Source organism: Flavobacterium sp. (genome assembly GCF_044368995.1).
Classification (GTDB): domain Bacteria; phylum Bacteroidota; class Bacteroidia; order Flavobacteriales; family Flavobacteriaceae; genus Flavobacterium.
Genome location: NZ_JBIPMS010000004.1, coordinates 30434 through 45034, shown reverse-complemented (window position 1 = coordinate 45034; position 14601 = coordinate 30434). Strand labels below are relative to the sequence as shown.

15 protein-coding genes and 1 tRNA gene are annotated in these 14601 nt (G+C 31.4%); 7 read left to right on the top strand and 9 right to left on the bottom strand.

Annotated elements, in window-relative coordinates:
* Positions 1-619 (bottom strand): IMP dehydrogenase (locus ACIQ2I_RS00880; protein ID WP_396180549.1); only part of this gene is annotated, 619 nt, incomplete at its 3' end.
* Positions 620-729: 110 nt separating this feature from the next.
* Positions 730-1593 (bottom strand): hydroxymethylglutaryl-CoA lyase, encoded by an 864-nt coding sequence (locus ACIQ2I_RS00875; protein WP_396180548.1) that lies wholly within the window; start codon positions 1591-1593, stop codon positions 730-732.
* A gap of 142 nt (positions 1594-1735) precedes the next feature.
* Here ACIQ2I_RS00875 and ACIQ2I_RS00870 point away from each other — a divergent pair, with 142 nt between their 5' ends.
* Together ACIQ2I_RS00870 and secDF are read left to right on the top strand one after the other, a co-directional pair.
* Positions 1736-2992 carry an aminotransferase class I/II-fold pyridoxal phosphate-dependent enzyme gene (locus ACIQ2I_RS00870; protein WP_396180547.1) on the top strand — a complete coding sequence of 419 codons (1257 nt, stop codon included), beginning with the start codon at positions 1736-1738 and terminating at the stop codon, positions 2990-2992.
* A 217-nt stretch (positions 2993-3209) separates the two neighbouring features.
* Positions 3210-6176 (top strand): protein translocase subunit SecDF, encoded by a 2967-nt coding sequence (gene secDF / locus ACIQ2I_RS00865; RefSeq protein ID WP_396180546.1) that lies wholly within the window; start codon positions 3210-3212, stop codon positions 6174-6176.
* Positions 6177-6251: 75 nt separating this feature from the next.
* Here the strand turns inward: secDF and ACIQ2I_RS00860 are convergent, their stop codons facing one another.
* Genes ACIQ2I_RS00860 through ACIQ2I_RS00835 form a run of 6 tightly spaced genes read right to left on the bottom strand, consistent with a single transcriptional unit; the run spans position 6252 to position 11529 of the window.
* Entirely contained in the window at positions 6252-6866 is a 615-nt protein-coding gene (locus tag ACIQ2I_RS00860) for a WbqC family protein (RefSeq protein WP_396180545.1), read from the bottom strand.
* A gap of 54 nt (positions 6867-6920) precedes the next feature.
* Positions 6921-8501 (bottom strand): signal peptidase I, encoded by a 1581-nt coding sequence (gene lepB, locus ACIQ2I_RS00855; RefSeq protein WP_396180544.1) that lies wholly within the window; start codon positions 8499-8501, stop codon positions 6921-6923.
* Between the two features lie 49 nt (positions 8502-8550).
* A complete protein-coding gene (dapB, locus tag ACIQ2I_RS00850) occupies positions 8551-9249 on the bottom strand; it encodes a 4-hydroxy-tetrahydrodipicolinate reductase (RefSeq protein ID WP_396180543.1) in 699 nt (232 codons plus the stop codon).
* Positions 9250-9293: 44 nt separating this feature from the next.
* Entirely contained in the window at positions 9294-9824 is a 531-nt protein-coding gene (locus tag ACIQ2I_RS00845) for a DUF5683 domain-containing protein (protein WP_396180542.1), read from the bottom strand.
* A gap of 35 nt (positions 9825-9859) precedes the next feature.
* Positions 9860-10759, bottom strand: a complete 900-nt coding sequence (locus ACIQ2I_RS00840) for a ParB/RepB/Spo0J family partition protein (RefSeq protein ID WP_396180541.1) — start codon at positions 10757-10759, stop codon at positions 9860-9862.
* Positions 10759-11529 (bottom strand): ParA family protein, encoded by a 771-nt coding sequence (locus tag ACIQ2I_RS00835; RefSeq protein WP_396180540.1) that lies wholly within the window; start codon positions 11527-11529, stop codon positions 10759-10761. Before ACIQ2I_RS00835 ends, ACIQ2I_RS00840 begins: the two co-directional genes overlap by 1 nt.
* A 151-nt stretch (positions 11530-11680) precedes the next feature.
* Here ACIQ2I_RS00835 and idi point away from each other — a divergent pair, with 151 nt between their 5' ends.
* From idi to ACIQ2I_RS00810, 5 genes are all read left to right on the top strand, one after another.
* Positions 11681-12205, top strand: a complete 525-nt coding sequence (idi, locus tag ACIQ2I_RS00830; protein ID WP_396180550.1) for an isopentenyl-diphosphate Delta-isomerase — start codon at positions 11681-11683, stop codon at positions 12203-12205.
* A gap of 5 nt (positions 12206-12210) precedes the next feature.
* The gene (locus ACIQ2I_RS00825) at positions 12211-12621 is read left to right on the top strand and encodes a 6-pyruvoyl trahydropterin synthase family protein (protein WP_396180539.1); all 411 of its coding nucleotides are present in this window, start codon (positions 12211-12213) and stop codon (positions 12619-12621) included.
* Complete coding sequence (locus ACIQ2I_RS00820; protein ID WP_396180538.1) at positions 12622-13581, top strand: type I phosphomannose isomerase catalytic subunit; 960 nt, start codon at positions 12622-12624, stop codon at positions 13579-13581.
* Between the two features lie 57 nt (positions 13582-13638).
* Positions 13639-13908 (top strand): hypothetical protein, encoded by a 270-nt coding sequence (locus ACIQ2I_RS00815; protein ID WP_353077329.1) that lies wholly within the window; start codon positions 13639-13641, stop codon positions 13906-13908.
* Positions 13909-13984: 76 nt separating this feature from the next.
* Positions 13985-14058: transfer RNA gene (locus ACIQ2I_RS00810), tRNA-Thr, on the top strand.
* Positions 14059-14157: 99 nt separating this feature from the next.
* Here the strand turns inward: ACIQ2I_RS00810 and ACIQ2I_RS00805 are convergent.
* Entirely contained in the window at positions 14158-14544 is a 387-nt protein-coding gene (locus tag ACIQ2I_RS00805) for a PUR family DNA/RNA-binding protein (RefSeq protein ID WP_396180537.1), read from the bottom strand.
* Between the last annotated feature and the right edge of the window lie 57 nt (positions 14545-14601).

The window sequence follows — 14601 nt, the reverse complement described above, 5'->3', positions numbered from 1 at the left end:
GTTTTGTAATATCTCTAAAAGTAATTAATCCAATTAATTTAAAATTGGCATCAACAACTGGTAATTTTTCAATTTTACTTTCTTGAAGAATCTCTTCTGCTGCAGCTAAAGTTGTTCCTTTTCCTGCTGTTACTAAATTTTCAGAAGTCATAACTTCTGTAATAGCACGACTGTTTTCTTTTTCAAATCGCAAATCTCTATTGGTTACAATTCCTTTTAAAATACCCTTTTCATCTACTACCGGAATACCGCCAATGCCAAATTCTCTCATCGCATTTTTGGCATCACCTACATTTGCAGTTAAAGGCAATGTTACAGGATCTAAAATCATTCCGCTTTCTGCACGTTTCACTTTTCTTACTTCTGCAGCTTGTTGTGCAATGGTCATATTTTTGTGTAATACGCCTATGCCGCCTTCTTGCGCCATAGCAATAGCCATCGCACTTTCTGTAACTGTATCCATTGCAGCGGAAACAATAGGTGTATTTAAGGTAATGTTTTTACTAAATTTCGATTGAATAGAAACTTCTCTTGGAAGTATTTCTGAGTAATTTGGAATTAAAAGGACGTCGTCATACGTGAGTCCTTCTCCTATAATTTTTGTAGTGTGTGCTTTCATGCTGCAATTGAAGTTAAATTGCGTGCAAATATAAGAAAAAGTTAGTTGTAAATCATAATTTATTTCAAAACAATTACATTTTTATATTTAATCAATTTGTAAATTTATTTTTAATGAAACGCGCCAAACAATTTTGTAGCTTCGTTATAAGCACTTTCAAAACTCATTGGACTGGTGTTGGTGTTTTCTTTTTTGGTCGTAAAATAGGATAATAACTTTTCGGTTGGCATGTTCCCGGTTAAGTCGTCTTTAGCCATTGGACATCCGCCAAATCCTTGGATAGCGCCATCATATCTTCGGCAACCTGCTTCGTATGCCGCATCTATTTTTTCAAACCATTTGTCTGGCGTGGTATGTAAATGGGCTCCAAATTCAATATTTGGATATCTAGGTATTAAATTACGAAATAAATAATCAATAACTTCAGGTGTAGAAGAGCCAATTGTATCGGAAAGCGATAAAATTTTTACGCCCATTTTAGCTAATTTTTCTGTCCAGTTACCTACAATTTCAACGTTATATGGATCGCCATAAGGATTCCCAAACCCCATAGAAATATAAGTCACAACATCTTTGTTAGATTTGTCAGCTATTTCTAAAATTTCTTGTAATGTAATAAGGCTTTCAGCGATGGTTTTGTGTGTATTACGCATTTGAAAATTTTCAGAAATAGAAAACGGAAAACCGAGATAATGTATTGCTTTATGTTTTGATGCTGCTTCTGCCCCTAGAGTATTGGCAACAATGGCTAATAATTTACTTTGTGTATGCGATAAATCCAATCGTTCCAATACTTCAGCCGTATCTTGCATTTGAGGAATGGCTTTTGGCGACACAAAACTTCCGAAATCTAGCGTATCAAATCCTACTCGCAATAAAGATTGAATGTATTGTACTTTTTTTTCTGTAGGAATAAACATTTTAATGCCTTGCATGGCATCGCGTGGACATTCGATAATTTTTATTGCTTTCATAGGAATGTCAAAGATAAGTAAAACTTTATTTTTAACAAATATGTTTTTTTGGTCTTCGATTTATTTGATTTTGTTGTTAAAAAAAAATTATAAAAAATGTTTTTTTATTTATACTTTTGCAGCACTAAATAAGTAAGAAATTATGGTTAAAGATTTATTTGAAAGAATACAGCAAAATAAAGGACCTTTAGGAAAATGGGCTTCACAAGCAGAAGGTTATTTCGTATTTCCAAAATTGGAAGGTGAATTGGGTCCAAGAATGCAATTTCAAGGTAAAAATATATTAAACTGGAGTTTGAACGACTATTTAGGTTTAGCCAATCATCCAGAAGTTCGTAAAGCAGACTCCGAAGCTGCAGCGCAATATGGCGCAGCTTATCCTATGGGAGCCAGAATGATGAGTGGTCATACCAAATATCATGAACAATTGGAAGAAGAATTAGCGGCTTTTGTAATGAAAGAATCAGCTTATTTATTAAATTTTGGTTACCAAGGAATTTTATCTACAATTGATGCTTTGGTTAATAGAAATGATGTTATTGTTTATGATGTAGATGCGCATGCATGTATTATTGACGGTGTTCGTTTGCACAGTGGAAAACGCTTTACTTACAAGCACAATGACATTGAAAGTATGGAGAAAAACTTACAACGTGCTACAAAACTAGCTACCGAAACAGGTGGTGGTATTTTGTTTATTACGGAAGGTGTTTTTGGAATGCGAGGACAACAAGGTAAGTTAAAAGAAATTGTAGAAATGAAGAAAAAATACAATTTCCGTTTACTTGTTGATGATGCGCATGGTTTTGGTACACTTGGTAAAACAGGTGCTGGAGCAGGTGAGGAACAAGGTTGTCAAGATGGAATTGATGTGTATTTTTCAACTTTTGCAAAATCAATGGCAAATATTGGAGCTTTCGTAGCGGCAGATAAAGATATAATTGATTATTTAAAATATAATTTACGTTCCCAAATGTTTGCTAAAGCATTGCCGATGATTCAAACAATTGGTTCGTTGAAACGTTTGGAATTATTACGTAATTCTTCAGAAATTAAAGATAAATTATGGATAAATGTTAATGCGTTACAAAACGGTTTAAAGGAAAAAGGATTCAATATTGGCGACACAAATACTTGTATTACGCCAGTTTACTTAGAAGGTTCTATCCCAGAAGCTATGATTATGGTAAATGATTTAAGAGAAAACTACAGTATTTTCTTATCTATAGTAGTGTATCCGGTTATTCCTAAAGGGATGATTTTATTGCGAATGATTCCTACCACAACTCATACGTTAGAAGATATTGATGAAACGTTAACCGCTTTTGAAGCCATACGTGAAAAATTAGAAAACGGCACATATAAACAAATTGCCGAATCTACAATCACTGACAAATAGAAAATAATATTTATAAAAATTAAAAAGCATTGATTGTTTCAATGCTTTTTTTATTCTTCTTATTTTGAGGAACTTAAATGGATAAAAAAGACAAATTCATCATCATGTTGACTAGATATTAATAAAAAATCAATTTTAGGCACAAATAAAATTGTTTTATCCTTAATGAAATGATATATTTGTCCGTTTTTAAAGAAAATAACTTAAATAAATTATAATGCAGAACAAAGGACTAATTAAATTCTTCGCAATCATTTTTACGATTGCTTGTATCTATCAACTTTCTTTTACGTTTGTTGCTAACGGAATTATAAAAGATGCGAAAGAATTTGCGAAAGGAGATTCTCAAAAAGAATTAAACTATTTAAAATCATTAAAGAAAAAAGAAGTATTTAACTTAGGTTTTACTAGCTTTACTTATGAGCAAATAGAAAAACAACAAATCAATAAAGGATTAGATTTAGAAGGTGGTATTAACGTAACTTTAGAAGTTTCTGTTAAAGACGTTTTAAAAACGTTATCAAACAACTCTAAAAATCCTACATTTAATAGCGCTTTAGAAAGAGCTACAAAAGAGAGAAAAGGAAATCAAGATTATTTAGATGCCTTTTTTGATGCTTTTGCTGCAGAATCTAACGGAACGATAAAAATGGCTTCTGCTGAAGCATTCTACAATAGAACATTTGAGGAAATACAGTTAAATATGACTGACGATCAAGTGAAAGTAATTTTGAAAAAGAAAGTTGCTGAATCTATTGAAAGTGCTTATAAAGTATTAACAAAACGTATTGATAAATTCGGAGTAGCACAACCAAACATTCAAAAAATTGGTGAAACTGGAAGAATTTTAGTTGAGTTACCAGGTGCAAAAGATTTAGATAGAGTTGAAAAATTATTATCTCAAACCGCACAATTAGAATTTTGGGAAACTTTAAAACCAGAAGAATTAGGTAATTTCTTTACAGCTGCTAATGATGCTTTAAAAGCCACTGAGAAAAAACCTGCTGCAGCTTTAGCTGTTGTAGATACCAATAAAGCGGTTGATGCAAAATCTAAAGTAAATGAATTATTAGGCGATAAAAAAGACACTGCTAAAAAAGCGGCAAAAGATTTAGGGCCTTTATTTGAAAATGCAATTCCAAGTCCATCTGGATTAATTGGTTACAATGTTAAAGATACGGCTACAATCAACTCGTATTTAAAAAGATCAGAGATTAGAGCTTTATTGCCAGCAACGGCTTCAAACGCAAAATTTGCTTGGGGAAAAACAACTTCTAAAGCAGAAGATGTTACAGAATTGTATGTTTTAAAAGGAACTGCAGACGGTGTTGCACCATTATTAGGTAATGCCATCACAGATGCAAGTGCTGATTTTGATCAATTTGGTAAACCAGCAGTAAGCATGCAAATGAATCCAGTTGGATCTAGAAAATGGGAACAATTAACAGGTGACATTGCTAAAAACGGAAACCAAGTTTGTATTGTTTTAGATAATGTAGTGTATTCTGCAGCTACTGCAAAAGCAGCTATTTCTGGTGGACAAACACAAATTTCAGGTGCCTTCACATTAGAAGAAACTGCCGATTTAGAAAATGTATTAAGAGCAGGTAAATTGCCAGCTAAAGCAGATATTGTTCAAAAAGCAGTAGTTGGACCATCTTTAGGTCAAGAAGCTATTGATAACGGTATTTTGTCATCAATCATAGGTTTATTATTAGTTTCTTTCTGGATGGTTTTCTATTATGGAAGAGCAGGTTGGTATGCTAATGTTGCGTTATTATTAAACTTAGTATTGTTATTTGGTGCCATGGCTAACTTTGGTTTTGTATTAACTTTACCAGGTATTGCGGGTATCGTATTGACAATGGGTACAGCGGTAGATGCAAACATTATTATCTACGAAAGGGCAAAAGAAGAATTAAGGGCTGGTTTGTCATTAGAAAATGCAGTAGTTACGGCTTTTGGATGGAAAGGCGCGATGAGATCTATTATTGACGCCAACGTAACACATATTTTAACAGGTACAATTTTATATATTTTTGGAGAAGGTATGATTAGAGGTTTTGCCATTACATTATTAATTGGTATTTTAACTTCATTATTTACTTCTATCTTTATTGCTCGTTTCTTTATTGATGCAGATATTGCTAAAGGAAGAAGTTTACAATTTTCTACAAACATTACTAAAAATTGGTTTACAGGTTTCAACTTCGATTTCTTAAAAATCAAGAAATTCACGTATGCATTCTCGTTAGTGGTTTGTATTGGTAGTTTTATTTCTTTCTTTACGAATGGTTTTGATCAAGGAATTGACTTTGTAGGAGGAAGAACATTCCAAGTACAATTTGACCAAAAAGTGTCTGCAGAAGAGGTTTCAAATGCACTTTCTACGGCTGCGTTTTTTAACAGAGCTGAAGCGAAAACATTTGGAAACGACAATCAATTGAAAATTACTACAAAATATAAAATCGACAAGCAAGGTGTTGAGGTTGATAAAGAAGTTAACGAAAAATTATATGCAGGATTGAAAAAATTCTTTGCTAAAGAAATTTCTTACAATCAGTTTACAAATACTCAAGAAGGAAAACAATTTGGGGTATTACAAGCCATGAAAGTTGGCCCATCAATTGCAGATGATATTAAAACAAATGCCTACTGGGCAGTATTAGGAGCCATGTTATTAGTTTGTTTATACTTAATAATTTCGTTCAGAAAATACCAATATTCATTAGGAGCAATTGCTGCGGTAGCGCATGACGTTATTTTTGTATTAGGAATTTATTCTTTATTGTACAAATACATGCCATTCCACATGGAAATTGACCAACATTTTATTGCTGCAATTCTAACTGTAATTGGATATTCTATGAATGATACTGTAATTGTATTTGATAGGGTTCGTGAATTCTTAGGTGGAAAATCGCACCATGGTAACTTTAACAAAATTGTAAACGATTCTGTAAACACTACATTATCTCGTACCTTAAACACATCTTTAACGATGATTATGGTATTAGCCATTATGTTTGTATTTGGTGGCGATTCAATCCGTGGATTTATCTTTGCAATGTTAATAGGTATTATTGTAGGAACGTATTCTTCATTATTTATTGCAACGCCAGTATTAGTGGATACGATGTCAGCATCAGATAAAAAACAAATTGAAGCAGAGCACAACTCATAAAACTTTGTTATAAATTATATAAAAACGTCCCGATGAAAATCGGGACGTTTTTTTGTTATAGGTTATAAGACGAAATTATAAATGTTGTTGCTTTAAATAATCCACTGCATATCTTCCTTCATTAAACAATAAATCTAAAATGGATAAATTATTTATGAATCCATGTTTGTTATCAAAAACTTGAGTGTAAGGTTCAATTGTCGTTGTGTCCTTTTTGCCATTTACCAAATAGCGAAAATCAGTTTTATCAGTAACTTCATGCAAATATTCGGTTGTTTTTTCAAAAGGTATTGAAATACCTAATGCCGCATTTACCAATTCAAAAACTTTAAAGTTTAAATCTAACATAAACTCTTGTTTTTTTTCAAATATTGGTTGTAAATCATCAATAAAGTATTCATAAAATGGTGAATTCTTATAAGCGGCTTCTAGAGATTTAAAATGTTTTTTTTGCCAATTGTATTGGTTGTCTATTTTGATGTCTTTAAAGTTGCTTTTTGTAGTGTCATGCTTCACTGGAATGTTTAACATTTGTATTCCATTCGGACTATAAATGTACATACGGTTTCTGTTGGTTTGTTTTTGAAAGGTATCTTCCACTTCAAATGTAACCAATTTTGCATGAATCATAGCAATATAATGACTGATCGATGGAAAGTAAGTAGGGTAAATTAAAATTTCATTGTTCATAATTCTAATGTAATGAAAAAAGAGTTGCAAACTAAATTACAACTCTTAAATTATTTAAAGTAAATCTCCCTCTTTTTTCTTTTTCTTGTTTCTATACCAATCCCAGGCAAAATAGCCTGCTAAAGCAATTAAGAAAAACTTGAAATACGATTCTGGTTGACCTTCGCCACTTACAGTTGTAAAGAAACGTTCGGTTCTGAATTTATTTAGTAAGCCTTTTGCATTCCAATCTAAACTCATCCAAATAAAAATGGGTTTACCAACAATATGATCTGCTGGTGTGTAACCGAAATAACGCGCATCTAACGAATTATGTCTGTTGTCTCCCATCATCCAATAATAATCTTGTTTAAAGGTGTAGGAATTAGCTATTTTTCCGTTTATTTTAATTTCGTTGCCATTTACTTCTAGCTTATTTCCTTCATATTCTGTAATGATAATTTTATATAAGGGCAATGTTTCTCTGTTTAAAGCTACTGTTTTACCCGCTTGTGGAATATAAATTGGACCAAAATTATCTCCATTCCAATTGTTGGTTACTGAAGGATTACCATCTTTAAAATCTGGGAAAACGCCGTCTTCTACTTTTTTGTTTATCATTCTTTTTACAGAAGTAATACCGCTAATTGATTTTAATTTTTCTGCGTTTTCAAAAGTTAATGCTTGAACATACAGTGTGTCGCTAGTTATCATTCCTGCCGGATCAGTAACTTTCATTTCTCTTAAAATTGTCTCAAAATCAACTGCTGTTTTGCCATCTGTACTAATTTTGTAAGAATATTGTGGTTTCGCTCTTTCAGGTAAAATTAATTCTTTACCGTTTATGAAAACAATTCCATTTTTAATTTGCAAACTGTCACCGGCAATACCTACACAACGTTTTACATAATTTGTTTTTTTATCACGAGGCTTGTCGATTCTTTCTTTTGCTGGTAAATACATATTTGCTAGCGTATCTCTTGGCCAGTTAAAAACAACAATATCGTTATTTTTTATTTTTTCTAAAGCTGGAAACCTAAAATAAGGCAATTGTGGTTTGCTTAAATAAGATAGTTTTTTTACAATTGGAATAGAATCGTGTACCATCGGCGCAGCAATTGGTGTCATTGGTGTTCTGGCCCCATAGTGGAACTTACTTACGAATAAAAAATCGCCAATTAATAATGATTTTTCTAAAGACGATGAAGGAATCACAAAGGGCTGAATAAAATACGTATGCACAAAAGTAGCTACAATTAAAGCAAAAGTTAAAGACCCTAAAGTGTCTAAAGTTTTTGTTGCTGGTTTGGTATCGCGTTCCGCTTCGTATGAAACTTCTTGGGTGTAATTAATAAAACCAATGTAAAAACCGAAAGTAATAACGCCCAACCACATATCCGTAGTAGATTTCTTGCCGAAAGTACGTAAAGTTTCAATCCAAATTACTGGTAAAATTAATAAGTTAATTACTGGTAAAAAAACCAAAAATACCCACCATTTTGGTCGATTTATCATTTGCATTAACACAATTCCGTTATAAACAGGAACAAAGGCCTCCCAAGCTTTTTTACCTGATTTCATGTATAATTTCCAAGTGCAAATTCCGTGTAAAGTACTAATTATTAATACTGTAATAATCCAAATAGATATGTCCATAATTTTTGTTTTTTTGTAAATTGTAAATCGTAAATCGCAAATTGCACTTTTATATCCCCAAAACGTCTTTCATAGTGAAAACGCCTTTTTTTCCAATTAGCCATTCTGCTGCAATGACCGATCCTAAAGCAAAGCCTTCTCTGCTATGTGCGGTGTGCTTTATTTCTATTTGATCCACTTTGCTGTCGTAAAAAACGGAGTGAGTTCCGGGTACATTTTCTATTCTTTTGGCGTCAATGTAAATTTGATTTGCAGTTGGATTTTCTATTGTCCAATTAACATAATCGGTATTTTCTATAATTCCGTTTGCCAAACTTATTGCTGTTCCGCTTGGTGCATCTAACTTTTGTATATGGTGAATTTCTTCCATTGAAATTTTGTAGTCAGTCAGGTTTTTCATCATTTTTGCCAAATAATTATTTAGTTCGAAAAATATATTTACACCTAAACTAAAGTTCGAAGCATAAATAAAACTTCCGTTTTTTTCATGACATAAATCTACCATTTCTGCGTAGTTTTCTAACCAGCCAGTAGTTCCTGAAATTACAGGAATATTTTGGTATAAACATTCCGAAATATGACTAACAGCTGTGGTCGGAACGCTAAAATCTATTGCAATGTCAGCATTTGTAATGCCTTCAAAAGTGTCCGATCTGTCTTTTCTTAAGACAATTTCATGACCACGTTCAAAAGCAATTTTCTCAATTACTTTTCCCATTTTACCGTAACCTAATAATGCTATTTTCATTTTGATTAGTTGTTGTTTTAAATAAAATGTTACGAAAAAAAACGTTAAAATTGATAGGTTAACGTAAATCCTACATTTTGATTAAACGTGTATGGATTGGGTTGTAAATCTGGTTTTAATGATAAATCATCATTCACGTTAAATTGCAATAAATGAGCGTCTACATTTGCTTCTACAATATTTAAAATGTATAAACCCGCAGTAATAAGAACTGATAAGTCTCTATTTTTTTGATAGAATTTTTGCCCTCTAATGACACTTTCTGTACTTAATTTTCCATATAATGGATCAGAAGTGTCAATTGCACCTCCGTTTGCTATTCTTTTTTTGTATTCGTCACGGTATTGATTGTGTTTTTTATTATTATCCATTATAAAATAAACCCCTGCGCCTATGGCTGCGTATACTATAGGGATTTTCCAATATTTTTTGTTGTAGGCTTGACCTAATCCTGGTAAAATAGCAGAATAAAAAGCTGCTTTTGCTGGAGATAATGGATTGATGTCGGACTTCACTATATCTTTAGTTTCAATTTTTAATTCTTTCTTTTGAGCTATAGATAATGTGCTACCCAAAAACAGTAAAATAAATATGTAAAGAAATCGCGTCACTAGTTGTTGATTAATTTCATGATTCTATTAAAATCTTCTTCTGAATGAAAAGGAATTGCAATTTTGCCTTTACCATTTGATGCGACATTAATATCTACTTTCGCACCAAAAAAATTAGCAATTGTTTTCTTTTGTTCTGTTGCAATTTCAAATGATTTTGTAGCCGCCGTTTTAATTGATTTAGGTTTTAATCCTTCTTGGTATTTTTTAACTAACGCTTCTGTCTCTCTAACAGAAAGGTTTTGAGTTACTACTGTATGATAAATAGTACTTTGCGCTTCTTGATTTTCAATGTTTATTAATGCTCTGCCATGTCCCATTGAAATAAAACCATCTCTCATTCCTGTTTGAATAATTGGATCTAGTTTTAATAAACGCAAATAGTTTGTAATGGTTGAGCGTTTTTTTCCAACACGCTCACTCATTTCTTCCTGCGTTATATTTACTTCTTCAATTAATCTTTGGTATGAAATGGCAACTTCAATTGGGTCTAAATCATGACGTTGAATATTTTCAATCAAAGCCATGACAAGCGATTCGTTATCGTTTGCCAATCTAATGTAAGCAGGGATAGTAGAAAGTCCTAATAATTTTGAAGCCCGTAATCTTCGTTCTCCAGAAATTAATTGGTATTTATTGAATTCTAATTTTCTAACAGTAATAGGCTGAATAACGCCAACTTCTTTAATAGATTTTGCTAATTCTTGAAGTGTATCTTCATTGAAATTAGTTCTAGGTTGAAACGGATTTATTTCAATAAAATTAATATCAAGTTCGATGATGCTACCTACAACTTTGTCAGCATTTTTATCTTCTACAGACTTAATGTCATTTGAAGGATCATTTAAAAGTGCCGAAAGCCCTCTTCCTAACACAGGTTTTTTTACTGCTTTTGTCATTAGTTATTAGTGTTTTTCTTGATAATTTCTTCTGCTAAATTTAAGTAATTTGCAGCGCCTTTACTTGTGGCATCATAGTTTATGATACTTTCTCCAAAACTAGGCGCTTCACTTAATTTAACGTTTCTTTGAATAATAGTTGAAAAAACCATATTATTAAAATGCTTTTGAACTTCTTCAACTACTTGATTTGATAAACGTAAACGGGTATCGTACATAGTTAATAGTAATCCTTCAATATCTAAACCTGGGTTGTGAATTTTTTGCACACTTTTGATTGTGTTTAATAATTTACCTAAACCTTCTAATGCAAAATATTCACATTGAATTGGAATTACTACACTATCTGCAGCGGTTAAAGCATTTAATGTCAATAAACCTAGAGAGGGTGCACAATCTATAATTATATAATCATATTTTTCTTTAATTGTATTTAATGCTTGTTTCAGCATGTATTCTCTTTTTTCTTTGTCAACCAATTCAATTTCTATGGCAACTAAATCAATATGTGCAGGTATAATCCAAACATTTGGAGCACTAGTAGGAATAACGCCTTCTTCTGCTGTATGGCTATGTTCTATTATTTGGTATGTGCCAATTTCTACATTTTCTACGTCAATTCCTAACCCAGAACTTGCATTTGCTTGAGGGTCGGCGTCTATTAACAGCACTTTTTTCTCTAAGGCCCCTAATGAAGCAGCAAGATTAATTGAAGTGGTTGTTTTTCCTACTCCTCCCTTTTGATTGGCAATTGCAATGATTTTACCCATTTTTTATTTTAAAATTTTAGAAGTGTAAAAATACAATTATTTATGGTATTACCAACCCAATTTTATTAACAATACGTTAAAGTCTTTATTTCAGGATATCTTTGCTTTAAAAATTATTTTTTTTGTAAATTTGACAATTAAATTTTTAAGAGTGGTAGAAGAAAAAGTTATTTTAGTTGATACAAACGACAATCCAATTGGATTGATGAATAAACTTGAAGCACATGAAAAAGCAGTTTTACACAGGGCATTTTCTGTTTTTATTTTAAATGATAAAAATGAGTTGATGTTGCAACAACGGGCACATCTTAAATATCATTCTCCTTTATTATGGACCAATACTTGCTGTAGTCATCAGCGAGAAAACGAAACAAATATTCAAGCCGGCACAAGGCGTTTACGTGAAGAAATGGGTTTTGAAACAGAATTGAAAGAAATGTTCCATTTTATCTATAAAGCACCATTTGATAACGGGTTAACAGAACACGAATTAGATCATGTGATGCTTGGTATTTATAATGATACGCCATTTATCAATAAAGCTGAAGTAGAAAATTGGAAATGGATGAAGATTGAAGACGTTAAAAATGACATGATTATGAATCCAAATCTTTACACGGTTTGGTTTAAAATAATATTTGAAGAATTTTATCATCATTTTGAAGACAATAGATAAAGAAAATGAAAGTAACAGTAAGTAGAAAAGCACATTTTAATGCTGCACATAGGTTATATCGAAAAGATTGGTCGATGGAACAAAATAATGCCATTTTTGGCAAATGTAATAATCCAAATTATCATGGGCACAACTACGAATTAATTCTAAGTGTCACAGGTGAAATTGATCAGGAAACAGGTTTTGTAATTGATGTTAAAATTTTATCAGATTTATTAAAAGAACATATAGAAAATGCGTTTGACCATAAAAATTTGAATTTAGATGTTCCTGATTTTGAGAATTTAAATCCAACTGCAGAAAATATAGCGGTTGTAATTTGGCAAAAATTAAGAACGCACATCAATTTAAATCTTGATTTAGAAGTAGTTTTGTATGAAACACCACGTAATTTTGTAACTTATAAAGGCGAATAAATGTTGTTTTATCCTTTACTTTTTGAACCCATTTTTAAAGAACGAATTTGGGGTGGTACCAAACTAAAAGAGTTATTAAATAAGTCTTTTGATGGCCACCAAATTGGCGAAAGCTGGGAATTATCAACTGTAGAAAATGATATTAGTGTTGTAGCTAATGGAGCATTTAAAGGATTAAATTTAAATCAATTAATCGATAAATATCCCGCAGAAATATTAGGCGTGAATTCCATTCAAAATTTCGGACATAATTTTCCTTTGCTTTTTAAGTTTTTAGATGCGAAAGAAGATTTGTCTATTCAAGTTCATCCAAATGATAAATTGGCAAAAGAAAGACACAATTCTTTTGGCAAAACAGAAATGTGGTATGTAATGCAAGCCGACGAAAATGCAAGATTGGTAGTTGGATTTAAAGACAAAATAAATAAAAAAGACTACCAAGAGCATATAGAAAATAAGACATTGGCAGCTATTTTAAATGAAACACCTGTTGAAAAAGGCGACGCTTTTTTTCTAGAAACAGGAACAGTACATGCTATTGGTGCCGGTGTTTTAATTGCAGAAATTCAACAAACTAGCGACATTACATATAGATTATACGATTGGGATAGGGTAGATGCAAATGGAGTTGGAAGAGAATTACATGCTGATTTAGCACTAGATGCAATAAATTTTGAAACTACAAATACTAAATTAAACTACGAAGCTGCTAAAAACAAGTCAGTTACTTTAGTACAATGTCCGTTTTTTAAGACCAATATTTTACAAATTTCAGAAAAATACAATTGGAAAAAAACAAAAGAATCGTTTACGGTTTTTATGTGTATTGAAGGTAGTTTTTGTTTAAATATGTTACATTTTAAAGGTACTTTTAAAAAAGGCGATACCATATTAATTCCAGCTATAATTGCAAGTTTTGAAATTATTGGCGAAGCGTCTTTATTAGAAATTACAATTTAATTAGCAGTGTATTAATATATTGTTTACTTTTGCATCATAATTTTTAAAAATAAGAAAATGGCAAGCGTTAAAAACTTGAAAAAGGAAATTAACTACGTTTTAGGAGATATCTTAAACATAGTATATATTTGGGAAATGACTTCTACAGGAAAACCAACAGAATCATCTGAGGCTTTAGTAGGAGATATTTACGATACATTTGATGCATTAATGGTAAAAGTAAACCAAAAAAATGTTGAAAATAAAAAAGCACATTACAAATTAGTTAAAGCAGAATTTGAAGTTGCTGCAAATCAATTTGTTGCAAAAGTGAACGAATTAAACTAAGAAAAAACGCCAAAAAAATATTTATTTTTTTTGCAATTTAAATTATCAAGACTATATTTGCAATGCAAAATGAGTCGCCGGTGTAGCTCAGCTGGCTAGAGCAGCTGATTTGTAATCAGCAGGTCGTGGGTTCGAGTCCCTCCACTGGCTCAAAAAAAAGGCAATCGAAAGATTGCCTTTTTTTATTTGTATTTATTTTAATTTACAATGAAAATAAGTAATTAAACAAAATTCCTTGGAAATCTTTTTTTAAATATCGTCAAAATCAATATCTGTGTAACTATTTGAGGGAGTTGAATTATTTTTTTCAGAATTTGAGTATTCTTCTTCGTCAGATTCTTTTTTAAAATCTTTTTGGTGTCTTTCTGAAATTACTTCTTCTCCTTTATGATTAATTACATATTTGGTCATTTCACTCATAATTTCATTAAAAGCAGTAAAATCTTCTTTATATAAATAAATTTTATGTTTTTTAAAATGATACGAACCATCTTCTTCAGTAAATTTTTTACTTTCAGTAATGGTAATGTAATAGTCGTCTGCTTTTGTTGCTCTGACATCAAAGAAATATGTTCTTCTTCCCGCTCTTAATACCTTAGAAAAAATGTCTTTTTCTACTAATTCTTTGTCATTCATAATCCTTCGTTCAATTATTAGTTGTTTTCGTGTTTCAAAAATCTAAAAAAAATCTTT